Source organism: Cyanobium sp. ATX 6E8, from assembly GCF_024346335.1.
Lineage (GTDB): Bacteria > Cyanobacteriota > Cyanobacteriia > PCC-6307 > Cyanobiaceae > Cyanobium_A.
This window is the reverse complement of sequence record NZ_JAGQCT010000007.1, coordinates 63,622-90,417: the sequence shown is the minus strand read 5'-3', so window position 1 is coordinate 90,417 and position 26,796 is coordinate 63,622. Positions and strand designations below refer to the sequence as shown.

Annotated in this window: 28 protein-coding genes and 1 tRNA gene; 19 read left to right on the top strand and 10 right to left on the bottom strand. The window is 67.0% G+C overall.

From position 1 onward, the window contains the following. Positions 1-108: 108 nt before the first annotated feature. Positions 109-1,428, top strand: a complete 1,320-nt coding sequence (yvcK, locus tag KBY70_RS07810; protein WP_254988052.1) for a uridine diphosphate-N-acetylglucosamine-binding protein YvcK — start codon at positions 109-111, stop codon at positions 1,426-1,428. A 10-nt stretch (positions 1,429-1,438) separates the two neighbouring features. Here yvcK and KBY70_RS07805 read toward each other — a convergent pair whose 3' ends face one another. Genes KBY70_RS07805 through ndhC form a run of 3 tightly spaced genes read right to left on the bottom strand, consistent with a single transcriptional unit; the run spans position 1,439 to position 3,130 of the window. Beyond that, positions 1,439-2,014, bottom strand: coding sequence for an NAD(P)H-quinone oxidoreductase subunit J (locus KBY70_RS07805; protein WP_094559104.1), 576 nt, complete (start codon positions 2,012-2,014; stop codon positions 1,439-1,441). 11 nt (positions 2,015-2,025) lie between these two features. After that, complete coding sequence (locus KBY70_RS07800) at positions 2,026-2,802, bottom strand: NADH dehydrogenase subunit K (RefSeq protein WP_094559105.1); 777 nt, start codon at positions 2,800-2,802, stop codon at positions 2,026-2,028. Beyond that, positions 2,768-3,130: a photosynthetic/respiratory NAD(P)H-quinone oxidoreductase subunit C gene (gene ndhC / locus KBY70_RS07795; RefSeq protein WP_094559106.1), complete on the bottom strand. Its 363-nt coding sequence runs from the start codon at positions 3,128-3,130 to the stop codon at positions 2,768-2,770. The genes KBY70_RS07800 and ndhC overlap by 35 nt, the downstream gene beginning before the upstream one ends. Before the next feature lie 85 nt (positions 3,131-3,215). Here ndhC and KBY70_RS07790 point away from each other — a divergent pair, with 85 nt between their 5' ends. The 12 genes from KBY70_RS07790 (at position 3,216) to KBY70_RS07735 (ending at position 13,009) form a co-directional block, all read left to right on the top strand. Next, positions 3,216-3,680, top strand: a complete 465-nt coding sequence (locus KBY70_RS07790; RefSeq protein WP_254988020.1) for a rubredoxin — start codon at positions 3,216-3,218, stop codon at positions 3,678-3,680. After that, entirely contained in the window at positions 3,680-4,702 is a 1,023-nt protein-coding gene (locus tag KBY70_RS07785; protein WP_254988019.1) for a photosynthesis system II assembly factor Ycf48, read from the top strand. The genes KBY70_RS07790 and KBY70_RS07785 overlap by 1 nt, the downstream gene beginning before the upstream one ends. Before the next feature lie 111 nt (positions 4,703-4,813). After that, a complete protein-coding gene (gene psbE / locus KBY70_RS07780; protein ID WP_094559109.1) occupies positions 4,814-5,062 on the top strand; it encodes a cytochrome b559 subunit alpha in 249 nt (82 codons plus the stop codon). A gap of 3 nt (positions 5,063-5,065) precedes the next feature. Next, positions 5,066-5,203, top strand: a complete 138-nt coding sequence (psbF, locus tag KBY70_RS07775) for a cytochrome b559 subunit beta (protein ID WP_094559110.1) — start codon at positions 5,066-5,068, stop codon at positions 5,201-5,203. Between the two features lie 21 nt (positions 5,204-5,224). After that, positions 5,225-5,344, top strand: a complete 120-nt coding sequence (locus KBY70_RS07770; RefSeq protein WP_094559111.1) for a photosystem II reaction center protein L — start codon at positions 5,225-5,227, stop codon at positions 5,342-5,344. A gap of 30 nt (positions 5,345-5,374) precedes the next feature. Next, positions 5,375-5,575, top strand: coding sequence for a photosystem II reaction center protein J (locus tag KBY70_RS07765; protein WP_094559112.1), 201 nt, complete (start codon positions 5,375-5,377; stop codon positions 5,573-5,575). A gap of 117 nt (positions 5,576-5,692) precedes the next feature. Beyond that, the gene (locus tag KBY70_RS07760) at positions 5,693-6,355 is read left to right on the top strand and encodes a lysophospholipid acyltransferase family protein (protein WP_158217014.1); all 663 of its coding nucleotides are present in this window, start codon (positions 5,693-5,695) and stop codon (positions 6,353-6,355) included. Continuing rightward, the gene (locus KBY70_RS07755; protein ID WP_254988018.1) at positions 6,352-7,599 is read left to right on the top strand and encodes a 3-deoxy-D-manno-octulosonic acid transferase; all 1,248 of its coding nucleotides are present in this window, start codon (positions 6,352-6,354) and stop codon (positions 7,597-7,599) included. Before KBY70_RS07760 ends, KBY70_RS07755 begins: the two co-directional genes overlap by 4 nt. Beyond that, positions 7,590-8,621, top strand: a complete 1,032-nt coding sequence (lpxK, locus tag KBY70_RS07750) for a tetraacyldisaccharide 4'-kinase (RefSeq protein ID WP_254988017.1) — start codon at positions 7,590-7,592, stop codon at positions 8,619-8,621. The genes KBY70_RS07755 and lpxK overlap by 10 nt, the downstream gene beginning before the upstream one ends. Continuing rightward, a complete protein-coding gene (gene lpxB, locus KBY70_RS07745; protein WP_254988016.1) occupies positions 8,614-9,747 on the top strand; it encodes a lipid-A-disaccharide synthase in 1,134 nt (377 codons plus the stop codon). Before lpxK ends, lpxB begins: the two co-directional genes overlap by 8 nt. Next, a complete protein-coding gene (locus KBY70_RS07740; RefSeq protein ID WP_254988015.1) occupies positions 9,744-11,492 on the top strand; it encodes an ABC transporter ATP-binding protein in 1,749 nt (582 codons plus the stop codon). The genes lpxB and KBY70_RS07740 overlap by 4 nt, the downstream gene beginning before the upstream one ends. Further along, positions 11,489-13,009: a carotenoid oxygenase family protein gene (locus KBY70_RS07735; protein ID WP_254988014.1), complete on the top strand. Its 1,521-nt coding sequence runs from the start codon at positions 11,489-11,491 to the stop codon at positions 13,007-13,009. The genes KBY70_RS07740 and KBY70_RS07735 overlap by 4 nt, the downstream gene beginning before the upstream one ends. On the opposite strand, the gene rdgB is transcribed toward KBY70_RS07735, so the two are convergent. Both rdgB and KBY70_RS07725 read right to left on the bottom strand, forming a co-directional pair. Continuing rightward, positions 13,010-13,606, bottom strand: a complete 597-nt coding sequence (rdgB, locus tag KBY70_RS07730) for an RdgB/HAM1 family non-canonical purine NTP pyrophosphatase (protein ID WP_254988013.1) — start codon at positions 13,604-13,606, stop codon at positions 13,010-13,012. A 3-nt stretch (positions 13,607-13,609) separates the two neighbouring features. Further along, complete coding sequence (locus tag KBY70_RS07725; protein ID WP_254988012.1) at positions 13,610-15,079, bottom strand: phosphoglucomutase/phosphomannomutase family protein; 1,470 nt, start codon at positions 15,077-15,079, stop codon at positions 13,610-13,612. Positions 15,080-15,161: 82 nt separating this feature from the next. Between KBY70_RS07725 and KBY70_RS07720 the strand changes: the two genes are divergently transcribed. Then, a complete protein-coding gene (locus KBY70_RS07720; protein WP_254988011.1) occupies positions 15,162-16,649 on the top strand; it encodes a TM0106 family RecB-like putative nuclease in 1,488 nt (495 codons plus the stop codon). 18 nt (positions 16,650-16,667) lie between these two features. Here KBY70_RS07720 and KBY70_RS07715 read toward each other — a convergent pair whose 3' ends face one another. Further along, a complete protein-coding gene (locus KBY70_RS07715) occupies positions 16,668-17,645 on the bottom strand; it encodes a YgfZ/GcvT domain-containing protein (RefSeq protein ID WP_254988010.1) in 978 nt (325 codons plus the stop codon). Beyond that, a complete protein-coding gene (gene pyrE, locus KBY70_RS07710; RefSeq protein ID WP_254988051.1) occupies positions 17,642-18,211 on the bottom strand; it encodes an orotate phosphoribosyltransferase in 570 nt (189 codons plus the stop codon). Before pyrE ends, KBY70_RS07715 begins: the two co-directional genes overlap by 4 nt. Positions 18,212-18,337: 126 nt before the next feature. On the opposite strand from pyrE, the gene KBY70_RS07705 reads away from it, so the two are divergent. The 4 genes from KBY70_RS07705 (at position 18,338) to KBY70_RS07690 (ending at position 21,404) form a co-directional block, all read left to right on the top strand. Then, positions 18,338-18,901, top strand: coding sequence for an Occludin/ELL family protein (locus tag KBY70_RS07705; protein ID WP_233128397.1), 564 nt, complete (start codon positions 18,338-18,340; stop codon positions 18,899-18,901). Positions 18,902-18,929: 28 nt separating this feature from the next. Beyond that, positions 18,930-19,002: transfer RNA gene (locus KBY70_RS07700), tRNA-Ile, on the top strand. Positions 19,003-19,089: 87 nt separating this feature from the next. Then, the gene (locus KBY70_RS07695; RefSeq protein ID WP_254988050.1) at positions 19,090-20,415 is read left to right on the top strand and encodes a hemolysin family protein; all 1,326 of its coding nucleotides are present in this window, start codon (positions 19,090-19,092) and stop codon (positions 20,413-20,415) included. Beyond that, entirely contained in the window at positions 20,412-21,404 is a 993-nt protein-coding gene (locus tag KBY70_RS07690) for a Gfo/Idh/MocA family protein (protein WP_254988009.1), read from the top strand. The genes KBY70_RS07695 and KBY70_RS07690 overlap by 4 nt, the downstream gene beginning before the upstream one ends. Here KBY70_RS07690 and KBY70_RS07685 read toward each other — a convergent pair. After that, positions 21,401-24,643, bottom strand: coding sequence for a glycoside hydrolase family 15 protein (locus tag KBY70_RS07685; RefSeq protein WP_254988008.1), 3,243 nt, complete (start codon positions 24,641-24,643; stop codon positions 21,401-21,403). The genes KBY70_RS07690 and KBY70_RS07685 overlap by 4 nt on opposite strands. Positions 24,644-24,705: 62 nt before the next feature. Here KBY70_RS07685 and KBY70_RS07680 point away from each other — a divergent pair, with 62 nt between their 5' ends. Beyond that, the gene (locus tag KBY70_RS07680) at positions 24,706-25,431 is read left to right on the top strand and encodes a WecB/TagA/CpsF family glycosyltransferase (RefSeq protein WP_254988007.1); all 726 of its coding nucleotides are present in this window, start codon (positions 24,706-24,708) and stop codon (positions 25,429-25,431) included. 29 nt (positions 25,432-25,460) lie between these two features. Here KBY70_RS07680 and KBY70_RS07675 read toward each other — a convergent pair whose 3' ends face one another. Both KBY70_RS07675 and tgt read right to left on the bottom strand, forming a co-directional pair. Beyond that, the gene (locus tag KBY70_RS07675; RefSeq protein ID WP_094559231.1) at positions 25,461-25,604 is read right to left on the bottom strand and encodes a photosystem II reaction center protein K; all 144 of its coding nucleotides are present in this window, start codon (positions 25,602-25,604) and stop codon (positions 25,461-25,463) included. A gap of 29 nt (positions 25,605-25,633) precedes the next feature. Next, a complete protein-coding gene (gene tgt / locus KBY70_RS07670) occupies positions 25,634-26,767 on the bottom strand; it encodes a tRNA guanosine(34) transglycosylase Tgt (RefSeq protein WP_254988049.1) in 1,134 nt (377 codons plus the stop codon). Positions 26,768-26,796: the final 29 nt, after the last annotated feature.

Below are 26,796 nucleotides of genomic sequence, written 5' to 3'. Positions count from 1 at the left end.
CCTCGCCCTTTGCCCCCCCCCGCTCCAGCCTCCCGATTGCGGCCCTCCCGCCGACCGCTGCCGAAACCGGGCTGGTTGGGCCGCGGCGATCTGCGCCAGAAGGATCTGATGAGCCGCTCCAGGCGGGCGGCCCGCTGGTTGCAGCCCGGGTTGGTGGTGAAGCGTTGGGTGCTCACCTCCGGCCTGGGCTTGCTGGTGGCCCTGCTGGGGGCAGCGGTGTGGGCCGATCTGCAGCCGATCTACTGGATGCTCTCGAGCATCCAGTGGCTGCTGGCCCAGGTCACCGGGGTGCTGCCCCGCAAGATCACCGGCCCCCTGGTGCTGCTGGTTGGAGCCCTCTTGATCTGGCTCGGCCAGAGCCGCAGTTTTGGCTCGATCCAGCAGGCCCTGGCCCCGGAAAAGGACACCTTGCTGGTGGATGCCCTGCTGGCCCAGCGGCGCCTCAACCGGGGGCCCAGCATCGTTGCGATCGGGGGTGGCACCGGCCTCTCCACCCTGCTCAGCGGCCTGAAGCGCTACAGCAGCAACCTCACCGCCATCGTCACGGTGGCGGATGACGGCGGCAGCAGTGGGGTGCTGCGCCGGGAGCTCGGGGTGCAGCCGCCCGGCGACATCCGCAACTGCCTGGCCGCCCTGGCCAGGGAGGAGCCTCTGCTCACGCGTTTGTTCCAATACCGCTTCAAGGCTGGCAGCGGGCTGGAGGGGCACAGCTTCGGCAATCTGTTTCTCTCGGCATTGACGGCGATCACCGGCAACCTGGAGTCGGCGATCACGGCCAGCAGCCGGGTGCTGGCCGTGCAGGGGCAGGTGGTGCCAGCCACCAATGCCGACGTGCGCCTCTGGGCGGAGCTCGAAAACGGTGAGCGCATTGAAGGTGAATCGAAGATTGGCCATGCCGCCAGCCCGATCGTGCGGTTGGGTTGCATCCCGGAGCGGCCCCCAGCCCTGCCCAGGGCCCTGGAGGCCATTGCCAACGCCGATCTGATCGTGCTGGGCCCCGGCAGCCTTTACACCTCGCTGCTGCCCAACCTGTTGGTGCCCGCATTGGTCGAGGCCATCCGCCGCAGCAAGGCCCCCCGCCTCTACATCTGCAATCTGATGACCCAACCCGGTGAAACCGATGGGCTCGACGTGGAGGGGCATGTGCGGGCCATCGAGGCCCAGCTCGCCAGCCTCGGCGTGGATGAACGCCTGTTCACGGCGGTGTTGGCCCAGGAGGATCTGGGTGATTCCGCCCTCGTGGCCCACTACCGCCATCAGGGGGCCGAGCCCGTGACCTGCGACGCGCGCCAGCTGCGCCGCCAGGGGTACGACGTCACCCTGGCCCCACTTCAGGGGGCCAAGCCCACCGCCACCCTGCGCCACGACCCCCGTAGCGTTGCCCTGGCGGTCATGCGCTTCTTCCGCAAGCACCAGCGCGGCGCCTGAACAAACGCCTTCAGTAAGCGTCCTGCATTTCGTAAAAGTCGGGCTGCACGTAGTCCTTGCGCAGCGGGAAGCCCTTCCAGTCTTCGGGCATCAGCAAGCGCTTGGGGTGGGGGTGGCCGGCGAATTGGATGCCGTACATGTCGAAGGTTTCCCGTTCCTGCCAGTCGGCGCCACGAAACAGCCCGTAGAGGGTGGGAATGGTGAGCTCGCCGTTGCGCTCCAGGAACACCTTGAGCCGCACCTCTTCAGGGCTTTGATCGGCAGCCACCACGCCGGCGCTGGAGTGATCGGCCAGGGCTGCCAGTTTCACCAGGTGGTAGAAGCACACCAGCCGGCCGCCCGGCCCTTCGTCGTAGCCGCCCTGGCATTGCAAGTAGTCGAAGCCCTGGGTTTTGAGGGCGGTGGCGATCACGGGCAGAAACGCCGCTTCCACCCCGATCATCTCGACGCCCAGGTGGTCGCTGCCGAGGGCCAGCTGCTCAAAACCCTGGCTGGCCAGCCACTGGCCCACGGGGCCCGGTGTTGGGCTGTCAAGCGCTCCGCTGTCGCTGGCGTCGGTCTGGGGGGTGGGGGTGTCTGCAGGCATGGCGGGCGCGCTCAGGCGTTGGCTTGGGCAGGGATGGCGGTTGCCGGGGCGGGCATGGGCAGGGCGCTGGCAGCCGCCAGGGCCTGCTTCTGGGTTTCGGCCGCCAGATACTGACCGTTAACGATGGGGGCCACGGCCTTCATCTGGTGAGAGACGGTGCAGTAACGGTGTATCTGCTGCACGTTGCCACGCTCTGCCAGGGCCTCATTGCCCACCTTCTTGCGCAGCTTGATCACAGCATCGAAGATCGCCTCAGGCCGCGGCGGGCAGCCGGGCAGGTAGAGGTCCACCGGGATCAGCTTGTCCACGCCGCGCACGGCTGTGGTGGAGTCGGCGGAAAACATGCCGCCGGTGATCGTGCAGGCCCCCATGGCGATCACATACTTGGGCTCTGGCATCTGTTCGTAGAGACGCACCAGGGCTGGCCCCATCTTCATCGTCACGGTGCCTGCCACGATCAGCAGGTCGGCTTGGCGCGGGCTGGAGCGCGGCACCAGGCCGAAGCGGTCGAAGTCGAAGCGAGAGCCGAGCAGCGCCGCAAATTCGATGAAGCAGCAAGCGGTGCCGTAGAGCAGCGGCCAGAGGCTGCTGAGCCGAGACCAGTTGTGCAGATCGTCGAGGGTGGTGAGGATCACGTTCTCGGACAGATCCGAGGTGACCGTGGGAGCACCCACCGGATTGCAGCTGGCAGCGCGCAGATCCTTGAGGGCGTCGATGGAGAGGCTTTCGATTGATGGGGTGTTGGTCACGGGATCAGCTCCACTCGAGGGCGCCCTTGCGCCAGGCATAGGCCAGCGCCACCACCAGGATGGCAATAAAGACGAGGGCTTCGATGAAGGCCAGCAGGCCGAGCCGGTGGAACGCCACGGCCCAGGGATACAGGAACACGGTCTCAACGTCGAAGATGACGAAGACCAGGGCAAACATGTAGTAGCGGATGTTGAACTGAATCCAAGCGCCGCCGATCGGCTCCATGCCGGACTCATAGGTGAGCTCCCGCTCGCCCATGCGGCTCTTCGGCGAGAGCAGCTTGTTGGCCACCAACGCCAACACGGGCACCACTGCTGAGATCAGCAGGAAGCCCAGAAAGGCGTCGTAGCCGGAGAGCACAAACACGCGAGCCAGGCCAAGCTGTAGCGCAGTCTGGCATCCGCGCCCGCAGCCCCGTCGATAAACTGCACCCACCACCTGAGGCCCAGGGATGAGCTCCACGTCCACACCTGAGCTCACGCCTGAGCCCCCACCCGAGCCCGCAACCGAGCCCACACCCGAGGCCCAGAGCGAAACCGGTGGCGCACCGGAGCCAGATCCGGTGGCCAAAGTTGATTCGGCCACCGAGCTGGACGTTGATCCAGCCACCCACCGTTTCGAGTGCCGCAGCTGCGGTTTCGTTTATGACCCGGCTGAAGGGGTGCGCAAGCTCGCGATTGAGCCCGGCACGCCCTTTGTGGAGCTGGATCCGATCGCGTTCCGCTGCCCGGTGTGCCGCAGTCGGGTCGGGGCCTTCAAGGACATTGGCCCGCGCAACAAGCCCAGTGGCTTCGAGGAGAACCTCAATTTCGGCCTGGGCGTCAACCGGCTCACCCCCGGCCAGAAGAATGTGTTGATCTTCGGGGGCTTTGCTTTGGCTTTCGCCTTCTTCCTCTCCCTCTACTCCCTGCGCTGATGACTGGCTCACCCTTGCCCCGTCTGCTCCAGGCCGTGCTGCGGCCCCTGCTCAGCCTGGTGCTGGTGGTGGGCCTTGGCTTCGGTCTCTCCGGTTGTGTCACCACGGGATTGCCCGTGGCCGCGTCCAGCCCTTGGCAGCCGGTGCCCTTGGCCACCAAGGCCAACCCTCTCGATGTGGCCTTCACCGACGACCGCCATGGCTTCCTGGTGGGCAGCAACCGTCTGATTCTGGAAACCAACGACGGTGGTGCCAGTTGGGAGGAGCGGGCCCTGGATCTGCCGGAGGAGGAAAACTTCCGTCTGATCAGCATCGACTTCCGCGGCGACGAGGGTTGGATCGCCGGTCAGCCCGGGCTGCTGCTCCACACCACCGACGGTGGTCAGAACTGGAGCCGCCTGTTTCTCGACACCAAGCTGCCCGGTGAGCCTTACCTGATCACGGGTCTGGGCACCAACCAGGCAGAGCTGGCCACCAATGTTGGTGCCGTTTATGAAACCCGTGATGGCGGCATCAACTGGCAGTCCGAGGTGGAGGATGCCGCCGGTGCCGTGCGGGAGCTGCGCCGCTTCAACGATGGCCGCTACGTGAGCGTCAGCAGCCTGGGCAATTTCTTTTCCACCTGGGATCCCGGCCAGGGCACCTGGCAACCCCACCAGCGCATGAGCAGCCAGCGGCTGCAGTCGATGGGCTTCCAGCCCGATGGCTCGCTGTGGATGCTGGCCCGCGGCGCCCAGATCCGTTTCAATCCCGACGCCAGCAATGTGGAGGACTGGGGCAAGGCCGTGATCCCCATCACCAACGGCTACGGCTACCTCGACATGGCCTGGGCGCCTGATGGCTCGATCTGGACCGGTGGCGGCAGCGGCACCCTGCTGGTGTCCGGCGACGGTGGCAAGAGCTGGCAGAAGGACCCAGTGGGCGCCCAGCAGCCCTCCAACTTCACTCGCATCAGCTTCAGTCCCGATGGCAAGGGCTTCGTGCTGGGCGAGCGGGGCTCCCTGCTGCGCTGGGTGGGCTGAGGCCGATGGCCTGCCGCCTGCTCGGTCGCCAACTTCTGTAACCAAGCGCGCTTCCGCCTCCCATCCACCCAAGCCCGACCCCTAGGATCTCTGGGCTGAACGCTTGTCGCTATGGCTGCCGGCTCAACAGGAGAACGCCCGTTCTTCGAAATCATCACGAGCATTCGTTACTGGGTGATCCATGCGGTCACCCTGCCCTCCATTTTCTTGGCCGGCTTTCTGTTCGTGTCCACGGGCCTGGCTTATGACGCCTTTGGCACGCCCCGCCCCGATGCCTACTTCCAGGCCCAAGAAAGCAAGGCTCCAGTCGTGAGCCAGCGTTATGAGGGCAAGAGCCAGCTTGATCTGCGCCTGCAATAAGCCATGACCCAGACACCCATTTCCACCACGCCGCGCAACTACCCGATCTTCACGGTCCGGTGGTTGTCGGTTCATGCTCTCGGCATCCCCACGGTCTTCTTCCTGGGCGCCCTGGCGGCCATGCAATTCGTTCGCCGCTGAGCCGGTCACTCCCTATCAGCCATGCAACGCTCCCCCAATCCCAACAACCTGCCGGTTGAACTCAACCGCACCAGTTTGTTTCTCGGGCTGCTGTTCGTGTTCACGATCGGCATTCTGTTCTCGAGCTACTTCTTCAACTAAGTCCTCTTCACGTCACCAGGAGAGCCCCCGATGAGCGGCAAGAAATCCAACCTGCCTGACGGCCGGATTCCGGATCGCCTCCCCGACGGTCGCCCGGCTGTGGCCTGGCGCTCCCGCTGGACCGAAGGGGTGTTGCCCCTGTGGCTCGTGGCCACCGCCGGCGGCATGGCTGTGATCTTTGTGGTGGGTCTGTTCTTCTACGGCTCCTACGTGGGTGTCGGTTCCGCCTGAGTCCGGGCAGGTTTGTTTAGGGGTGCCCCCGTTGGCTCGTCTTGTGGCGGCCTTCGGGGGTTTTTGATGGAACGGCTCTGCGGAGCGTGGTACTGCGAAGACGCTGGGGTCACCGGTTTGGCGAAGAAGCGAACCCTGCTCAACAATCGGCTCCTGGCCACGGTCGCGGGGTTCCTTCTCAATGCCTATGGGGAGGTGTTTCGCCTCAGCTCACGGATCCAGATCCAGGCCCATCCCGAGGTGGATCGGCTGGTCAAGGAGCAGGGCATCGCCGTGATTTACGCCCTCTGGCATCGCCATGCCTTTTTTGTGCCGCTGTTGCGCAGCTATGGCGGCAGGTCTATGGCGGTGCTGCTGAGCACCCATCGGGATGCCCAGATCGTTGCGGTGGCGGTGCGGCTGCGGGGCCTCGCGGTGGTGTCCGGCTCATCGACCCGCGGCGGCCTCAAGGCCTACCGCCTGCTGCGGCGCTTGCTGGAGCAGCGCCAGTCGGTCTGCATCACACCGGACGGGCCCAAGGGGCCGCCGGAGTCGGTGAAGAGCGGGGTGATCCACTTGGCCCAGCAATCGGGCTGCGCGATCGTGCCGGTGTCGGTGTTCTGTTCCCGCGCCCATCGGCTGCGCTCCTGGGATCGCTCGGTGTTGCCCCTGCCCTTCGCGCGGGTGGTGCTGCAGTTGGGCGAGCCTCTATTTCCGCCATCGGGCTTGGCGGAGGGGCAGGCCCTGTTGGCGGGGCGGTTGCACGCGACCGCTGCGCTGGTCGGTGAGGGATCGCCATGACTGGTCGCGGCTGGTTGCTGCTTGGCGGTTATCGGCTGCTGGCCCTGGCGCTCACCCCCGTCTGGCTGGCCCTGTTGCTGATGCGGCTGGTGCAGGGCAAGGAGGATCCACGGCGGCTGGTCGAGCGCCTGGGCTGGCCGACGCGGCGGCGGCCTCCGGGGCCCTTGGTGTGGTTTCACTGCGCCAGCGTCGGCGAGCTCAACAGCCTGCTGCCGGTCTTGCGGCAGCTGGGCCCCCTGCCGGTTGTGTTGGTCACCACGGTGACGCGCACCTCGGCGGCCCTCGCGGCCCGGGTGTTGCCCGCCGGGGTGATCCACCAATACGTGCCCATCGACCACTGGCTGGCGATGCTGCTGTTTCGCAGCTATTGGCGCCCCCGGCTTGGCGTGCTGGCGGAGGCGGAGCTCTGGCCTGAGCTCATGCTGGCGATGCCCCATCTCCTGTTGATCAACGCCCGCATGAGCGAGCGCTCCTATCAGCGCCACCGCCGCCATCCCTGGTATGCCGCGTGGTTGCTGGCTGCTGTGGAGATGTGCCTGGCCCAATCGCAGGCTGATGCGGAGCGGTTTAGGCGCCTGGGTGTTTGCGATGCCCGTGCCCTGGGATCCACCAAGCTCGATGCCGAACCGCTGCCGGTTAATGCGGTCCATCTGAGCCGATTGCGCCAGGCTTTTGCCGGCCGCCTGGTGTTGCTGCTGGCCAGCAGTCACCCCGGCGAAGAGCAGCAGTGGTTGGAGGCGTGGGCTGGCTGCGACGCTGCGGCCCGGCCCGTGGCGCTGCTGCTGGCACCACGCCATCCCCAGCGGGCCCTCGGGGTGCGAGAGCAGGCTGCCGCCTTGGGGTTCACGGTGGCCCTGTGGAGTGAGCTGTTGGCAGGAGCGACCCCGCTCCACCCGGATGTGGTGGTGGCGGATGTGATCGGGGAGATGGGCGTCTGGATTCGTGCGGCGACTGTGGTGGTGATGGGCGGCAGTTTCCATCCGATGGGCAGGCCCCACGGCGGCCAGAATCCCCTCGAACCCGTTGCCCTGGGGCGCCCGGTGTTGTGTGGCCCTGATATGGCCAATTTTTCCGATCTGATCGAGCCGTTGATCGAGGCCGGTTGCTTGCAGCAGCACCCCGACATGGCAACGACCTTGGCGGCGGCCTTGGCACTGCTTGCGTCGGCGCCGCGGCCTGTTCGCCCCCAGCTGCGGGGGCCGTCCCAGCTGGTGGCGTCGTTGGTACGGGATCGATGCCGCTGACCACTCCCCGTTTCTGGTATCAAAGCCGCCGCGGTTGGCAGGCCTGGTTGCTGTTGCCGCTGGGTTGGCTCTACGGCGCCGCCGTCGGGCTGCACCGCCGCAGCACCCGCTCCTGGCGGTGCGGTGTGCCGGTGCTGTCGATTGGCAATCTCACCCTGGGGGGAACGGGCAAGACGCCGCTCGGGATCGCCCTGGCCCAGGGACTGGCCGCGCGTGGCTGGCGGGTGGCGGTGTTGCTGCGGGGGTACGGAGCCCGGCGCCGCCAGGCGTGTTTGGTCACCGCCGCCAGTCGCTTCGAAGAGGTGGGCGATGAGGCCCTCGAATACGGCCAGAGCCTGGGCGAAGACGTGGTGTGGGTGGGTTCCAACCGCCGTCAGAGCGCCAAGCTGGCCGTGGCCGCCGGCGCCGATTTGATCCTGCTCGACGATGGCCTGCAGCATTGGCCTCTGGCCCGGGATCTTGATGTCTCGGTGTTGGATGCCCGCCACGGCCTTGGCAACCGTTGGGTGTTTCCGGCGGGTCCCCTGCGCGAGCCGCTCCGCCAGTTGGCCCGGGCCGATGTGTTGGTGCTGACCGGATCTGCTGGCCCGCTGGCCTCGCCGGCTGCGTCGCAGCTTGCCCCACCAGGTTGGCCTGCGGGTAAACCCTGGTTTGCGGTGCGCTTCTGCCTGGAGCCGCCGGCCCATCTGTTGGACTCCCGTCTGCTGGCCTTCTGCGGCATCGGGTTGCCGGAGAAATTCTTTGCGGCCCTGCGGGCCTGCGGCCTGCAGGTGGTGGCCACGGAATCCTTCCCAGATCACCACGTCTATGCTGAATCAGATCTGCAGCGCCTGTTGGATTTGGCCCACGCCAATGGCGCCCGCTTGGTCACCACCGTCAAGGATGGGCAACGATTGCCGCCCCGTTTCCGCGATGGCGTGAGCCTTGTGCCTTTGAGGGTTGAGCCGGCCAGCCTCGAGCCGTTGCTGCTTTGGCTCGATCGACGCCTAGCACCCCTCGCCGGGCGGTTGCACCATGGTTGAGGTGGTCCCGAAGCGGGTCTTGCTTGTGGCTGGAGAGGCCTCCGGCGACCTCCACGGAGGTTTTCTGGTTCAGGAGTTGCAGCGCCAGTTGCCTGGTGTGGAGATTGCCGGTGTCGGCGGCGATCACCTGCGCGCCCGTGGCATCGACATCCTGGCGGATGTGCGCCTGCTCTCGGCAGCAGGATTGGTGGAGATCATCAGCAGCCTGCGCCGTCACCACCGGGTGATGGAGCTGCTCAAGCACCAGATGGACCATCAGCGCCCGGATGTGGTGGTGTTGATCGATTACCCGGGCTTCAATCTGTTTGTGGCCAAGGAAGCCAAGAAGCGCGGCATCCCAGTGTTTTTCTACATCGCGCCCCAGGTGTGGGCGTGGGGCAAAGGCCGCGCCAAAAAGATGGAGCGGTTGATCGAGCGCCTGGCCGTGATCTTCCCGTTTGAAGAGGCGATCTTCAATGCCCATGGCCGGGATTTCGCCCGCTATGTCGGCCATCCGCTGGTGGATGAGCTGCATGTCAGCGGTACCCGCGAGCAGATTCGCCATCGCCATGGCCTCGCGCCCGATCAGTCCCTGCTGGTGTTGATGCCTGGCAGCCGGCGGGCCGAGGTGCGGCTGCTGCTGCCTGCGATGCTGCAGGCCGCCCAGCAGCTCAAACGCGACGGTTGGCAGGTGGTGCTGCTCAAGGCTTCCACGATCGATCGCTCCTATCTGGAGCAGGTCAGTGGCAACCGGGCACTGCCCGTTCCCTTGATCGAGGCAGATGCCTACAACCTCCTGCATGCCGCCGATGCTGGCGTGATCGCTTCTGGCACCGCGACGCTGGAGGCGGCTTTGCTGGGCTGCCCCCACGTGATCCTCTATCGCTTCTCGCTGCTCACCTATCTGATCGCCAAACTTGTCATTGGCCGGCGCATTCTTGGTTTGCCTAATGTGATCCTCGGCCGCCAGCTCTTCCCGGAGCTGATTCAACGCGATGTCACGGCAGCCAACATTGTCCGGTCGGTGCAGCGCATTCGGGATGACCGGGTGTTGTTTGATCAGGCTGTGAAGGAGCTGCAGGCTGCGATGGGGTCTCCCGGGGCATCTCGTAGAGCGGCTGCGGAGTTGGTGGATTTGATGCGATGAAGACGGGAATCTATGCGCGTTTGGCGGCCTATGGGCGCCGCCATCTGTGGCCAGCCTTTTCTTTGGCCCTGTTCTTTAATTTTCTCTATGGTGCCTCCACGGGCTTTGTGCCCCTGGTGATTCGCTATCTGTTTGATGATATTTTGCCGTCAAGTGATCGCGACCGTCTGTATATGGCGCCGGTTGTGATTGTGGTGGTGATTCTGCTCAGAGCGGTTTCCCAGTATTTGGGCTCCTATCTCACCGAATGCGTTGGTCAGTCGATTACGGCCGATCTGCGTCACGATCTTGCTGAGCGCGTTCTCGATCTGCCCCAGTCTTACGTGGATCGCAATCCTTCAACGGTTTTGGTGTCGCGGGTTCTCACCGATGTGACGCTCGTCAAAACCGGAATTGTGGATGGCTTTTCATCGATGTTCAAGGACGGTCTAACCCTGACCGTGTTGGTTTCCGTTGCCTTTTATCAGGACTGGTTCTTGTCGTTGATTGCATTCATTTTGTTTCCTGTTGCGATTGCTCCGATTCTCAATTCGTCTAAAAAAGTAAGGCGCCACTCCAGTCAAGGGCAGCTCAGTTTGGCGCGTTTGGCCTCCTTTTTGCAGGAGTCGGTGGTTGGGTTGCGCGTTGTCAAAATCTTTGGCATGCAGGCCTACGAGCTGGAGCGCTTTGATGAGGAAAATCAATCAGTGTTGCGGGCTGCTCTCAAGACCACGCGTGCCAAGCTGGCCAATCAGCCCTTGATGGAAATCCTGGGCGCGATGGGGTTCAGCGCGGTGCTGGTATACGGCGGTGAAAATGTGATCGCAGGCACCCGAACGACGGGTAACTTCTTCGCCTTCCTCACTTCTCTCTACTTGTGCTATGCCCCCTTTAAGGGGATTGCCCGTTCCAATTCCACCCTGCAGCAGGGTGTCTCGGCGGCTAAGGATCTGTTTGGCATTTTGGATACCCAGCCTGATCCCCAGGAAGCTGCGCAGCCCTGGGAGCTGGGTGGTGTCTCGAAAGGTCTCAAGGCTGCCCATGTGTGCTTTGGTTATGACGATGAGCAGGTGATTGACGATCTCAATTTGGAGGTTCCCTGCGGGCGCACGGTGGCACTGGTGGGCTCGAGTGGCGGCGGTAAAAGTACAATCATCGATCTGTTCTGCCGATTTTATGATCCCTGTTCGGGGGTGATCAGCATTGATGGAGTTGACCTTCGGGATCTATCGCTTCAGTCGTTGCGCCGCTTGATTTCGGTGGTGGACCAGAACACGTTTCTGTTTAACGATACGGTTGCCAGCAATATTGCCTATGGGTTGGCGACTGCTTCTGCGGGCCAGATTGAGCAGGCTGCTCGGGCGGCCAATGCCCACGATTTTATTTCCCAGCTACCGGATGGTTATGCCACGGTGATCGGTGAAAACGGCACCATGCTGTCGGGTGGTCAGCGCCAGCGGATTGCGATTGCCCGCGCCCTGATCAAAAACGCACCCATTCTGTTCCTTGATGAAGCCACTTCCGCGCTCGATTCGGCTTCGGAGCAGGTGGTGCAGCAGGCCTTGGATCGGCTGATGGCCAATCGCACCACTTTGGTGGTGGCCCACCGTCTATCCACGGTGGTGAATGCCGATTGCATCTGCGTCATTTCTGCCGGACGCGTTGTTGAGTCGGGCAGCCACGCCGAGCTGCTGGCTCGCGGTGGATGCTATGCCGACCTATTTTTGACTCAATTCGCTAGCGCTGAAGCGGGATCTCCTGGATGACCACCACCACCTCCCCGCAGCCGACAGGCCATCAGGCCGCCTACGCCCGTCACGACTGGTCCAGCGCCTTTCGCAACGTGGGAGTTGAACTCACGGATGTGCCTCTGGTTGCAGCGCGGGGCAGCATTCCCGCTGACCTGGCTGGCACCCTCTACCGCAACGGGCCCGGACGCCTGGAGCGAGGTGGCCGCTGGGTGCATCATCCCTTCGATGGCGACGGGATGATTGCAGCATTTCGGTTTGATGCCGGACAGGCCTATCTGACCAATCGTTTTGTTCGCACCGAAGGTTGGTTGGCTGAAGAGGATGCCGGCAAGTTTGTCTACCGGGGGGTGTTCGGCACCCAGAAACCCGGCGGCCCTCTGGCCAATGCTTTTGATCTGCGGCTCAAGAACATCGCCAACACCCATGTGGTGCAGCTCGGCGATCAGCTGCTGGCGCTCTGGGAAGCGGCTGAGCCCCATGCCCTCGATCCCCGCAGCCTGGAGACCCGGGAACTGTTGCGACTGTCCGGGGTGCTCAAGCCCGGTGAGGCGTTCAGCGCCCATCCCCATTTTGATCCCGGGCACCATGGCGAACCCCGCATGGTCACCTTTGGCGTCAAGGCCGGACCCACCAGCACCATCCGGCTGATGGAGTTTGCGACAGAGGATCAGCCTGGTGGCGTGCGGGCCGGTGATTTGGTGGCCGACAGCCGCCACGGCTTCAAGGGCTTCGCCTTCCTTCACGATTTCGCCATCACCCCCAGTTGGGCGGTGTTCCTGCAGAACGCTGTGGCGTTCAACCCCCTGCCGTTCGTGCTCGGTCAGAAGGGTGCGGCCCAATGTCTGGCGTCCAAGCCCGGTGAAGCGGGTCAGTTCTGGCTGGTGCCGCGCCAAGGCGGCCACCATGCCGGTGCCAGCCCGGTTCTGGTGCCAGCACCCGAGGGGTTTGTGTTTCACCACCTCAATGCTTTCGAAGATGCGGCGACCGGCGAGGTGGTGGTGGATTCGATCTACTACGACGATTTCCCGTCGATCGGCCCCGAGGTGGATTTTCGTGAGATCGACTTTGGTGCGATTCCAGAAGGACAGCTGCGGCGTTGCCGGATTGATCCCCGCACCGGTGCCGTGCAGAGCGAGTGGCTGGAGCAGCGCTGCTGTGAGTTCGCCATGGTGAACCCCGCACGCCAGGGACTGGAGGCCCGTTTTGCCTGGATGGCGGTGGCCGAGCGGGAGCGGGGCAACGATCCCCTGCAGGCCATTGAGAAGCTTGATCTGCACACCGGCGAGCGGCTGGTCTGGAGTGCGGCCCCCCGCGGGTTCGTTACGGAGCCGGTGATGGTGCCCCGCTCTGCCCCTGCCGAAGAGCACTCTGCCGAAGACAGTGGTTGGGTGCTGGTGCCGGTGTGGAACGGCGCCCGCTGCGCCACGGATCTGGTCATCCTCAACGCTGCCGATATGAGCGAACAGGCGGTGCTGGAGTTGCCCCTGGCCATTCCCTACGGCCTGCACGGCAGTTGGGCCCCCGGCGGCTGATCAACGCCCGAGCAGTTGTCGCAGGGCCGGTTCGAGTTTGGCGAAGGCCCGGCCGCGATGTCCCAGCTTGGCTTTGAGGTTTGACGGCATCTCCGCAAAGGTGAGGCCTGCTTCCGGCACCAGGAACACCGGGTCGTAGCCGAATCCTCCCGTGCCCCGCGGCGCCTTGAGAATCACCCCCGGGCAGCGGCCTTCCACCTCCAGGCGGATGGTGCCGTTCGGGTCGGCCAGGGCCAGGGCGGCGGCGAAATGGGCCTGGCGGCTGTGGTTGGTGCTGGTGGCCTCGGCCTGCTCCAGTTCGCGCAGCAGCCGGGTAATGCGGGCGCTGTCGCTGTCGGCGTAGCGGGCGGAGTGCACGCCGGGGGCGCCGCCGAGGGCGTCGACGCTGAGGCCGGAGTCGTCGGCCAGGGCCCACGCGCCGCTCGCTCTGGCAACGGCACTGGCCTTGAGGCGCGCGTTCTCGGCAAAGGTGGCGCCCGTTTCCTCCACCTCCAGCCCCTCGGGCTGGGGGTGGATCTCCAGGCCCAGGCCAGCCAGCAAGTGGCCGAATTCACGCACTTTGCCGGCGTTGCCGCTGGCGATCACCAAACGGGTCATGGCTCAGGCCGCCTCCGCCAGCGCCCGTGCCCAGCCCAGCACCTCAGCCACGCGGGCCTCACTGGGGGCTTCGCAGTAGAGGCGTAGTAGCGGCTCGGTGCCGGAGAAGCGCAGCATCAGCCAGTGGCTGGGGCCCAGGCGCAGCTTCACGCCATCGGTGGTGATCACCTCCAGCACGGGGCTGCCGGCGACCGCGCTGGGGGGTGCGGCGGCCAGCTTGGCCTCCAGTCGCCGCCGGGCTTCCATATCGGGCAGGCGCAGGTCGAGCCGGTCGTAGGCGGCGGCACCGCCGCAGCGCTGCTGCAGGGCATCGATCCGCTCGCCCAGGGGCACCCCACCCTCCACCAGCGCTTCGATCAGCAGCAGGGCCGCGAAGGGTGCATCGCGCTCGGGCAGGTGCATGCCGAAGCCCACACCGCCTGATTCCTCGCCGCCCACCAGCACCTCGCTCGCCAGCATTTCGGCGGCGATGTATTTGAAGCCCACGGGCTTCTCCAGCACCCGGCGGCCCAGGCCTTCGGCCACCAGCTGCATCAGGTCGGAGCCGCTCACGGTTTTGACCACAGAGCCCGGCAGCTGGCGGGCCCGGGCCAGGTGGTCGATGAACAGGGGCATCAGCAGCTGGGTGCTGCAGAAGCGGCCGCGCTCATCCACCGCGGCGATGCGGTCGCCGTCGCCGTCGAACACGATCCCCACCGCTGGTCGGCCAGCGGCCGTGCTGGCCTGCACCGCGGCGATCAACTCGCCTAGGTAGGGGGCGAGGGGTTCGGGTGGGTTGCCCCCAAACAACGGATCCCGCTGCGCCCGAATTTCGCGGATGGCGCCACTCGCCGTGGCTCGCTCGCCCAGCAGGGCCGGCAGCACCCCGGCCGCCGAGCCGTGCATCGGGTCGACGATCACCGTCAGCCCCAGGCGCTCGAGCCCTTCGGCCAGGGCGGTGGTGTTCACCTTGGCCTGGAGCCCTGCCACGTAAGCGTTCAGGGCCGCAAGCCGCCGCACCTCACCCGGAATCGGCACACTGATGCCGCCGGCGGCCAGCCGGGTTTCGACGCGGTGGGTGAAGTCGCCCTCCACCGAGCCGCCGAAGGGGCCCTTGATCTTCAGACCCAGCCATTCCGGTGGGTTGTGGCTGGCGGTGATCACCAGGGCGCCGAGGGCCTGGCGTTGCACCACTGCCCAACTGGAGGCCGGTGTGGGGGTGGGGGTGTCGCAGAGCAGGGGTTCGAGGCCACAGCCCCGCACGGCGCTGCAGATCGCTTCGGCCAGTTCAGGGGCCAGGAAGCGGCGGTCGTAGCCGATCACCACTTCGCGGCTCTCCAGGCCCTGCGGGGCGGAATGAGCCAGCTCCTGGGCCGAGGCCGCAGCCACCGGCAGCAGGCGCTCCATGGTGATGTCGACCCCGAGGATGCCGCGCCAGCCATCGGTGCCGAAGGCGATCGGACTGGCCGCCAGGGGCAGGGGGGCTGAGGCCATGGGGGCGGAAACGCCGAGCTGGGTCGATTCTGCTGTGCCGCCGGCGCTCCAGCCCTAGCGTTTGCGCTGGTGGATGCTCTCCTTGACGCCCCAGCCCCCAACGTCGCAGCCCCTGACGCCAGCTCCCCTGACCGATCGCCTGCTGCGCAGCTGGTTGCGCTGCCGGCGTCGTGCCTGGCTCGATCGGTTTGGCGAGCCAGGAGAGCGTCAGTGGAATGCCCACCGCGCCCTGGCCCTGAGCGACCAGCTGCGCAGTTTTCAAACCCTGCTCCCCCAGCGCCCCGGCCATGGCGAGGCGGCCTGCGCCGACGGGGCGCCTGGGGTGGTGGGCTTGCGCCTGCGGGGACGCGGCCCCCAGGGACTGCAGGTCGAATCCCATCCAGCCCTGCTGGAGCGCATTGAGGGCCAGAGCCGTTGGGGCGAGTTCGCCTACCGGCCGGTGCTGGCCCGTCAGGGGCGGCGGCTGACCCGCGAAGCTCGGGTGGTGCTGGCCCTGTGGGGGCGCTTGTTGGCCGAGCACCAGCAGGCCCCGGTGCCCCATGGCCTGGTGCTGGCGGGTGAGGGCCGGGCCCTGCAGCGGGAGCGCCTGGCCCTCGGTGGTGGCCTGCAGCACCAGCTCGATGAAAGCCTGCAGCGCTTGGCCGCCGACCTCGACCCGGCCACGCCCCCTCCGCTGGTGAGTGATCGCAAGAAGTGCACCCTGTGCAGCTGGCGGGGTCTCTGCGATCAGGAGGCCGCAGCGATGGGACACCTCAGCGAGGTGAGCGGCATCGGTGGCAAGCGCCGCGAGATGTTGCTGGAGCAGGGGGTGACCAGCCTGGCGGCCCTGGCAGGCCGGGACCCGGAGCAGCTGGCCGAGGCGCTCTCTGTGTATGGCGAGCAACACCGCGAGATTGCCGCTGAGCTGGTGGACCAGGCCCGGGTGCAGGCCTCAGGAATCCCCGAGCCGCTGGGGGAGGGGTCGGCCTTGCCTGAGCTCGCCGGTGCCCCTGGGGTGTTGCTCTACGACATCGAATCCGATCCCGATGCCCGCGATGATTTCCTGCACGGCTTCCTGGTGCTGGAGCGCGATGGGGCCGGCGGTTGGAACGAGGCCGGGGCCCGGTATCAGCCGCTGCTGGCCCTGCAGGAGCACGGCGAGCAGCGGCTGTGGCAGCGCCTGCAGCGGTTGCTCGTGCGCTACCCCGGTTGGCCGGTGCTGCACTACGGCGAAACCGAGGTGATTGGACTGGTGCGCCTGGCCCAGCGCCAGGGGGCCACTGAGGCCGAGGTGCAGCAGTTGCGCGGGCGGATGCTGGACGTGCATGCCCGACTGCGCCGCCACTGGCGGCTGCCGGTGAGCAGCTATGGGCTCAAGGCGGTGGCTGGTTGGCTGGGCTTTGCCTGGAGCCAGAAGGGCGTTGATGGGGCCCGCTGCCTGCTCTGGTGGCGCCAGTGGCGGCACTGGCACCGGGACGCCGGACGCCGGGGCCAGGCCAGTCGCCTCCAGCTGCAGCGGATTTTTCTCTACAACCGCGACGACAGCCTGGCCACCTGGGCGGTGGTGCGCTGGTTGTTGGCCCAGGACTGACGCTGGAGAGCTGACGCGTCAGCCCTGACGGCCGGCCCCGACGGGCGGATCCACGAAGGCCGGTGGTTTCGATAGGTGCAGCGCCGGGGCCTGGGAGCCCTCACCGGCACGGAGCTCGGAATCCTGCAGGGCCTGGCGACGCACCAGGGCCAACCCGATCCACATCCCATCCTCAAGGGCCAGGGCCGAGGTGATCTGGCCCGCCCGGCTGCTGCCGGAAGTGCCTGAAGAGCCGTTGTTGGCCCCCTCCAGCCGGAACAGGGCCGTGCCCTGGGCCGGCGCCGCTGCGGACCCCTCGGGCGCGGGCCCGTGCCAGCGCCGCAGCTGCTGTTTGACCCCGTCGTAGGTGGCGAGCTTGGCCAGGGTTTCCTGGCCCACATAGCAGCCCTTGCTCAGGCTCACCCGATCGGCCAGCCCCGCTTCAAAGGGGTTGGTGTCGTCGTTGATTTCCCCTGGGGCAGCCGGCCAGCCCTGCTGGAGGCGCCAGTGCTCCTGCTCCAGCGCCGTGAGTGGCGTGCGCTCGGCCAGCCACGGGGGCAGCTCCGCCCCCGCTAGCAGCACCAGCTGCCGGCCCAGCAGCCAGCCGTTGCCGTTCTCCCGGGCCTGCCACTGGCCAGCTGGGGCCTGGGGCAGGGCCGTGAGGGCGTCCCCCAGCGGCGTGATCCAGCGCGCTGGTGTTACGGGGCCGAGCCGCACCTGATCGGCGGGGAACAGCACCCGGTCGAGACTGTGCCAAACGGCTTCGGCATCGCCGCTGCTCAGCAGCAGCCAGGCACCGCTGTCATCCACCAGCACCTCGGCCAGGGCCCGCAGGCGGCCGGTAGCGGTGATGCAGCAGGTGGGGATCCAGCTGCCGGGAGTGCTGCTTTCGATGGCGGCACTGGTTTGGCCATGCAGGAAGCGTTGTGTATCAGCCCCATCGAGTCGAATCAGGCTGGTGGCTTGCTCCCAGCGACGCGGCCCGGCTGGTTGCCAACTCCAGGGGTCGGGGCTCATGACGCGGCCTGACTGGCGGCGATGGCCGAAGCGGCAGCGGCCACCTCCTCGAGCAGAAACAGGCTGCGCAGCTCCAGGCCGGCGGCGGTCATGGCTTCCAGGCCCCCTTCCTGGCGATCCACGATCGTGACCACCCGTTCCACCTGAAAGCCCGCCTCCCGGAGCTGGTGCACGGCCTTGAGCGAGGAGCCGCCGGTGGTCACCACATCCTCCAGAACGGTGATGGCGCTACCGGGCTCCGGCAGCGGCCCCTCCAGCCAGGCGCCCGTGCCGTGGCCCTTGGCCTCCTTGCGCACGATCAGGGCATCGAGCCCGCGGCCCCCCAGGGCGGCCCGCATCGCCACGGCGCTCACCAGCGGGTCGGCTCCGAGGGTGAGGCCGGCCACGGCCCGCGCTTCCGGCTCCACCTGCTCCAGCATCAAGGCCCCCAGCAGGGCCAGCCCGGTGCCGCTGAGGCTGACGGGCTTGCAGTTGACGTAGTGGTGACTGGTGCGTCCCGACGCCAGGGTGAAGTTGCCGTGGCGATAGGCCTTGGTGGCGAGTAAAGGCAGCAGCGCGATCCGCATCTCGGCGGGTGAGGCCGCCAGGAACGTTGCAGCCGGGGAAACGGTCGACAAGAGCTGGTGCAGACGCAATTGGTTGTCTAGTTTGCGGCCAACATGACGACAACCGCTGCTGGGATGACTTAATCCATGGCGAACATCTCTCTCACCAAGATCATTCGGGCTGCGGCTGCCAGCTCGGCAGTGGCTGCTGTGCTGATCGCTCCAGCCTGGGCGGGGCCGGTGGTGTGCACCACCACCCTTGAGGCCCCTGTGGTTGGTGGCCGGCCGAGGGGTGGCGATGCCACGGGGCCGGTGGAGGTGACCCGCTGCGGCGTGGTGCAGACCACGCCCGAGCTGATGGAGAGGCGGTTTTACAGCTACACCGCGCCCTACGCCCGCGGCGTCAGCCTCACCAACCAGATCACCGATTTGTTCGGAATTGCCATGGGGGGTGGCGATGGAACCAAGGTGATGGGCTTCGGCTTCCCCGACCAGACGATCATCTGGGACGGCACCGCCGTGGAGAACACCTATCAGGTGCTGCTGGAGCAGCAGAGCGACCCCATGCCTTGGCGCACGGGAGATGTGTCCAATGGCTATTCCGGCAGCCTCGGATCCGGCGCTGGTGGTTCGGGGGGTGCGGCTGCCCAGGGCACTGGCTGGCAGGACGGGGGCGCGAGCTACGGCGCGCCGGTGCGGGGCCTCTGGTAAGTCTGGGTGAACGGGCTTCGGCCCATGGGGGGGTCTAGCAATCTGGTGAATGCAGCGAACTCATAATTCGCCTTAGCCGGGTTCGATCCCCGGGACCCCCATCCATCACCCATCCCGACAGCCAGCCCGATTCGGTGGCTGCTTCTATCCTCGGCACATTGATGGCTCCCCTGGTGGGGCTTCCCGTGATCCAACTCCTGGCGTTGGCCATCCTGCTGGCCCTGCTGGCCTTCTTTGCCGCTGGGGAATTCGCCCTGATTCGCCTGCGGCCAAGCCGGGTGCAGCAGTTGCAGGAGTCCGGCGAGCCCGGGGCCCAGGCCGTGGCGAAATTGCAGCACCGGCTGCGGCGGGTGCTCGTGGCCACCCAGTTGGGCGCGGCCCTGGCCCTGGTCGCCCTGGGTTGGGCGGGGCGCGGTCTGGCCGAGCGGTTGGGGGTCTGGCTGGGAAGCCAGAACGGGATGGGTACCACTCCCCAGGGATGGCTGGATGCGGGCGTTTTTCTGCTGTTGGTGTTGCTGGCAACCGTGCTGGGCGGGCTGCTGCCCAAGGCCTGGGTGTTGCACCGGCCGGAGGTCTCAGCCCTGCGGCTGGCACCCCTGCTGGATTCCGTGATCCGTAGCCTGGCCCCGTTGCTGTCGTTGCTGGAGCGCTTCAGCGGCACCCTGTTGCGTCTGTTGGGGCTCCCCCGCAACTGGGATGAGCTGGTGCCGGTGCTCTCCGCTGGAGAGCTCGAAACCCTGATTGAAACCGGCAGTGTCACGGGTCTGATGCCCGATGAACGCAACATCCTGGAGGGGGTGTTTTCGTTGCGCGACACCCTGGTGCGTGAAGTGATGGTGCCGCGCTCCGGCATGGTCACCCTGCCGCTGGATGTGAGCTTTGCGGAGCTGATGCGGGAAGTGCACGACACGGCCCATGCCCGCTTTCCGGTGATCGGCAGCTCCCTTGACGACGTGCGTGGCCTGCTGGACCTGCGGCGTCTGGCCGATCCGATGGCCCGGGGCCTGCTTAGTGCCGACACGCCCCTGGCCCCTTACATCACCCCGGTGGCCCGGGTGCAGGAGAGCACCCCCCTGGCCGAGCTGTTGCCGCTGATTCGCAGTGGTCAGCCCCTGCTGGTGGTGGTGGACGAGCACGGCGGCACCGAGGGCCTGGTGACCGTGGTCGACCTCACCAGTGAGATCGTTGGAGATGAGGACGATTCCCTCGAGGCGGCTCAGGATCTGCAGCAACTGGGCGAGGGCTGCTGGTCGGTGGCGGGTGATCTCGAGATCTTTGAACTCAACCGGCAGCTGGGCCTGCAGTTGCCCGAGGCGGAAGGCCATCACACCCTGGCGGGCTTCCTGTTGGAGCGTCTCCAGCACATCCCTGCCCCGGGCGAGGGCCTGCGCTGGAAGGGGCATCAGTTTCGGGTGTTGGCCATGGATGGGCCCCGCATCGAACGGGTGCAGATCGAGCGCCCGGTGGCGGAGCCGATCCCTGATAATGCGCCCAGCCGTGAGCCCCAGCCATGAACCCTGTGCGCGTGGGTGTCATCGGCATCGGCAACATGGGCTGGCACCACGCCCGGGTGCTGAGCCTGATCAAGGATGCCCAGTTGGTCGGCGTGGCCGACCCGGATGCGGTCCGCGGTGAGCTGGCGACCCAGCAGTTCGGCTGTCGCTGGTTCCCGTCCTATGAGGCGATGCTGCCGGAGGTGGACGCGGTCTGCATTGCCGTGCCCACCCTGCTGCATCACCGGGTGGGCCTGGCCTGCCTCAAGGCGGGCGTGCACGTGCTGATCGAGAAGCCGATTGCCGCCAGCCAGGAGGAAGCCTCGGAGTTGATCCAGGCGGCCGAAGCGGCCGGGCGGCTGCTGCAGGTGGGCCACATTGAGCGGTTCAACCCCGCCTTCCGCGAGTTGGTGAAGGTGGTGGCCAATGAGGAGGTGGTGGTGCTGGAGGCCCGGCGCCACAGTCCCAACGCCGATCGGGCCAACGACGTGTCGGTGGTGCTCGACCTGATGATCCACGACATCGATCTGGTGCTGGAACTGGCCGGGGCCCCGGTGATTCGGTTGGCGGCCGCCGGCGGGCGCAGCGCTGAAGGTCCGATCGATTACGTCAACGCCACCCTGGCCTTTGCCAACGGGGTGGTGGCGAGCCTCACGGCCAGCAAGATGGCCCACCGCAAGATCCGCAGCCTCTCGGCCCACTGCCGGAGCAGCCTGGTGGAAACCGACTTTCTCAACCGCACCCTGCACATTCACCGCCGTGCCCATGAATCGGTGAGCGCCGACCATGGCGAGTTGGTGTATCGCTCCGATGGCGTGATCGAGGAGGTGAGCACCACGTCCATCGAGCCCCTCTACGCCGAGCTTGAGCACTTTCTGCAGTGTGTGCGCGGCGTGGACACTCCTGCGGTGGGTGGTTTGCAGGCCTCCCGGGCCCTGCTGCTCGCCGATCTGATCGAGCAGTGTGTGGAGCAGCCCAACCTCTGCATGAGTCTTGAGGTGCCGATCTAGGTCGCTTTGGCTGGGTCGGTGAGCTGGCGTAGGGCTTCGAGTTGCCAGCGGCGGCAGTCGCCAGGCGACGCCAGGTAGAAGGCATCCCAGGCTTCCGCCTTGTGCAGGCCGTACTGCTCTGCTGCGATGTCGGGATGGCGTTGTTGCCAGCCCACCCGCACGGCATGCCCGATCACCACGTCCAGCACCAGGTCGTCGTCAAACACCACCTCGGGGTTGGCGCCCACGAACGCGATCAAGGTGATCAGGGTTTCGGTGCAGAGCTGGCGGTAGTCGGGGGCTTCGATTTTGCTCAGCAGGTGATCGACGAGGGCGGCGAAGTTGCGTTCGCCGGGGGTCTTTTCGCTCAGCAGCGGCGCACTGTCGAGGCGGTTGCGCTTCTCGAGTTTGTCGCCGATCACGATGCCGCGGCAGTGGTGCAGCAGATCCCAGATGCCGGGGTAGAAATCGCGGGGTACACGGCCCAGGGCCCCAAGCCGCAGTCGGTGTTGCAACCAGCAGCCCTCCTTCGGCAGTTCCTCAAGCGGATCGGGCACGTCCCAGCGCACCCGGCCGCTCACATGCAATTGCTCCTTGCGCTGCAGGGCGGCCTTGGCGTGCTCCAGGTCGGCCAGCACCGCCCGCAGGCGGCGTTGGATGGCGTGGGGAGGCTGGTCGCAGAGGGCCTCAAAGGCATCGATCGGGCTTCGATCGGTTTCGGTGGCCAGTTCACTGGTGAGCAGCAGCAGCAGTTGACCCAGTTGCAGGGTGAGGCTGCCGCTGAGCAGCGCTGGCTCGTGGCGGGCCAGGCCATCGAGGGCGAGCAGCAGCTCCTGCTGCAGCATCCATTCCCGGCCGTCTTCACCGCTGAAGCGCTTGATCATGGCGGCGATGCTGGCGCTGCCCTGGGGTTCGCTGATGCGGGAGTCGCTGGTGTAGTTGCGCCCCACCACCACCTGCTTCTGGCGCACCAGCAGGTCGGTGAGGGCGTCCTCCAGCTGGGGATGCACCAGATCGAGGGCCCCGGCGACGCGCCGCACCACGTTCCAGTCGGCTTCGGCCAGGGCCCGGCGGTACACCTCTTCCAGCAGCGCCTGCAGGCGCACCGGCTGGTTGCCGGCGGGCCCCTGCAGGCGTGAATCGGGGCCCAGGCGACGCACCAGCTGTTCGAGCACTTCGCCCTGCTCTTCCAGAGAGGAACTGCGCCAGAGCCGTTCGGCGAGGTCGCCGATGCTGATGTCCTGGCGCTCGAGGTCCTGCTCTTCGCGGGCCGACAGCGGCGCCTGGCTGGTGCTGGCCCGCAGCAGGGTGGGGGCCGGGGGCTGGGGCAGCGTTGCCAGGCCCGCCTGGGGTGGTAGCTCCACCCAGCTGCCCTGGTCCAGCAGGTCCGTCAGGCTGCCCAGTTGCACCGGCACGCCGTCCAGTAGGCCAGTCTGCAACTCCCTCCCTAGCCGCAGAAAGGCCTCCGGGTTGGCCTGGAAGGCCCCTTCGGCCACCGGGATCAGCAGCAAGGGCGCGCCGCTGCCCCGCCAGTGGCGCTGCAGCAGCCGCAGCTCGGCTATCACGGCATCCACCAGTTGTTCCGGATCGTCGGCGAGGTAGAAGGTGTCCTCCTCCAGCACGGCCGGCAGGAAGGCCAGCCTGGTGTCGCCCTGGCGGTAGAGCCGGGCCGTGGCCATGGTTTCCATCCGCACTGGCGGGTGGCCGCTCAGCCCTAGGGCCGGGTTGGCGCCCACCTGGGCCATGCGCTGGGCCAGCTCCTGGGAGCTGCCGATCCGTATGGCCGTGGCGTGCTCAGCGCCGTGGGCCAGCGGCAGGCCAGCGGCTTGCAGGGCCGCGGCGATGCCGGCATGGGCCGGCACCAGGGCCACCAGCACCTGGTCGGCCCCGAAGGGGCTGGGCCGGCGGCGGCCGATGGGGTCGAGGTCGTCCGGGCTGATCAGCCCGTGCAGCAGCAGGTCGGCGAGCCAGGTGAGGCTCTGGGTCCAGAGCAGCGGCACGTTGGGATTGGCCACCCGGGGCTGGCTGCCCGGCTGGCGCCGTTCGGCCTCGATCGCCTTCTCGGGCACCAGATAGAGCTCGGGAAGCAGCGCTCCCCCCTCCTGCTCCAGGCTCACCTCCGCCAGGCGCTGCCGCCACTGACGGGCCTCATCCCAGCGCTCCTCGCAACAGGCGGTGACCAGCTCGTAGGCCCAGAACAGGGGCCACTCGCATTCGATGTGCTCGAACTGGGCCAGCTCCTCCCGCTCGTAGTGCAGGCGGGTGTGGTCTTCGACCACGGTCTGGTGGCCATCGCGGCGGAAGCGCTTGTAGCCGTATGTGCCGCCTAGCTCGGCGCGGATCTTGGCGCGGGTGCGCTCCGCCAGCTGGGGATCTTCCACCGCCCAGGCGGGGTAGCCGATCACCGAAAGACAGGCGCTGTCCACCTCCTTGCTGGCCGACTCGCGCGGCAGTAGGCCGCGCAGCGCCCGCCGCAGCCGCACGATGGCGTCGTGGGGGATCACCAGGCAGCAGCTTCCATCGCCGTGGGGGCCGTAGAGATCAAGGCCTTCGAGGGCTTCCAGGGCCGCCTTCACCAGGCCGATGGAACTGGCATTGCGCTCCGGCAGGCCGTGGTTGCCCTTGTCACCGCGCTCCCAGATGCCGTAGTCGGCCACGCGGTAGGCGCGAGCCACGTAGTACACCAGGTTTTGCACGAAGTCGCATTCGTGGCTGCTCTGCACCACCACCAGCCCCGAGCGGGTCAGCTGAGCCAGCTGCAACAGAAACAGCGCCGTGGCGTCGAGCTGCAGATGCCCCCAGCCGTCGTCGGCCACCACGGGGCCACCGCTGGCTGTGTCGAACTTGGCGTGGATGGCGTGCAGCCGGTGCAGGCTGTGCTTGAACCGCTCCACCTTCGGGGCCTGGCGCAGCATGGCATTGAGCAGGCCGCGCATCAGCTGCAGCACCCGCCCTTCGAGCTCATAGACCCGACGGCTCGGTCCCCGCAGCCGGCGATGGGCGAGGGCCAGTCCCCAGACGCATTGAATCGAGTAGATGCAGTCGCGAACCCAGGCGTCGGCGTAATTGCCGTGCACGGTGTGGGCTGTGCTGGCGGGCAGGAGGCCCGTGATCGGGTGCTGCCGGCTCAGCACCACCCGATCGATCTGCTGATCGAGCTCCTGCAGCACGGCCCAGGCTTCGGCAGGATGGGCACCGATCGCTTCTGTTGAGGCGCTCGTTCCTGTGATTGGCCCCGAGGTTGGCAGGGATTGCGCCATGGGTGCACCAGTGCCAGTGGCATGCCAGCCCCCAATTCTCCACCCCCACCCCCCCCGCCCCTATGGCAGCAACGGCAACCGAACCACAGCGCACCAGCGTTCTGGGGGTTCCGGTGGATGTCTGCGCCGACGTGGGCGAAGCGGCCCTGGCCCTGTGGCAGCGGGGCGGCGGCCAGATCGTCACCCTCAATGCCGAAATGACGATGGCGGCCAAGGCCGACCCTGCCCTGGGCGCGGCAGTTGCTTCGGCGGCCTTGGTGATTCCCGACGGTGCGGGGGTGGTGTGGGCCCTGGGCCGCCAGGGTTTCCGGGTGCGCCGCAGTCCCGGCATTGAGCTGGCCCGCAACCTGCTGGCCCATGCCGCTGCCCACGGCTGGAGGGTGGCCCTGGTGGGCGGCTCGCCGGCGGTGATGGAGCAGCTCACCGCCCGCCTGCGCCAGGAGCTCCCCGGGCTGCAGCTGGTGCTCAGCGCCCACGGCTACCAAAGCACCGAGGCTTGGCCGGGCCTGGAGCAGCAGCTGGTCGGCGCCCGGCCTGATCTGGTGTTGGTGGCCCTCGGCGTGCCGCGGCAGGAAACCTGGATTCAGCAGCTGCCGGGGCGCCGGGGTGGTCTCTGGATGGGCGTGGGCGGCAGCTTTGACGTTTGGGCAGGGGTCAAAAAAAGAGCCCCCAGCTGGATGGGAGCTCTACAGATCGAGTGGCTGTACCGCTTGGTGCAGGAGCCGAGCCGCTGGCGGCGCATGCTGGCTCTGCCGGCCTTTGCCTTGGCGGTGCTGAGGCAGGGTTAAGGCCCGTTGGCTCGGCGGAAACCCACCGCTCAGCGGAAACCCACAGAGGCCTGCCACACGAAGGCCAGCAGCAGGAAAAACAGGGGGATGATCGGCAGGATGTCCACCAGGGGGCCGAAGGCCTGGTAGGCCTCGGGGAGCTGGGCCAGGGTCTGCAGGGTGTAGGCGGCCATCCCGGAAATCACTGCGCGTGAGGCGGACGCTACCACGTGTGGGCGGCTGGGGAATCGGCGTCCCACGGAGCGAAATCCTCTGCAAAACAGCCGTCCTGGATCGCCCGGCCCATGGCGCTGCTGAAGCGCCCCAGCTGGGTGATGTTGTGCAGGCTCAACAGGATCTTGCCCAGCAGCTCCTCGCTCTTGATCAGATGGTGCAGGTAGGCCCGGGTGTGGTTCCGGCAGGCCGGGCAGGGGCAGCTGGCATCCATGGGGGTGTGGTCGTGGCGGAAGCGGGCGTTCTTGAGGTTCCAGCGCTCGCCGCCCACCAGGGCAGCGCCGTGGCGCCCCAGCCGGGTGGGGATCACACAATCAAACAAGTCGAAACCATTGGCCACCGCGATCGCCATCTCCCGCAGGGTGCCCACGCCCATCAGGTAGTGGGGCTTTTCCTGCGGTAGCAGCGGCCCCAGCTGGCGCACGATCCGGTGCATCTCTTCGGTGGGCTCGCCCACGCTCACGCCGCCCACGGCGATGCCAGGCAGGTCCAGGGAGGCCACCATCCGCGCCGATTCCTGGCGCAGATGGGGGAAGCAGCCGCCCTGCACGATGCCGAACAGGGCCTGATCGGGCTTGGTGTGGCTGGCGATGCAGCGCTCCAGCCAGCTGTGGGTGCGGCGGCAGGCGGCGGCCACATCCGCTTCGCTGGCGGGGTAGGGCGGGCATTGGTCGAAGGCCATGGCCACGTCGGCCCCCAGAGCCATCTGGATCGCCATCGAGCGCTCGGGGGTGAGCTCGATCCGGGCCCCGTCGCGGGGGGAGCGGAACACCACGCCGTGGTCGTTGATCGTGTTGATGTCGCCCAGGCTGAACACCTGGAAGCCGCCGGAATCGGTGAGCATCGGGCCGTCCCAGCCCATGAAGCGGTGCAGGCCGCCGGCGTCGGCCACGATCGCCTCGCCCGGCTGCAGATGCAGGTGATAGGTGTTGGAGAGCACCATCTGGGCGCCGGTGGCGCGCAGTTGATCCGCCGTGACCCCCTTCACCGTGGCCAGGGTGCCCACCGGCATGAACCGGGGCGTGGTCACCACGCCATGGGGCGTGTGGAAGCAGCCGCAGCGGGCCCGGGTGCGTTGGCAGCGGGCCGTGATGGCGAAGGAAAAGGCGGGTGGGAAGCTGATTGCGCCGAACCGGTGCTGTTCTGACGCTA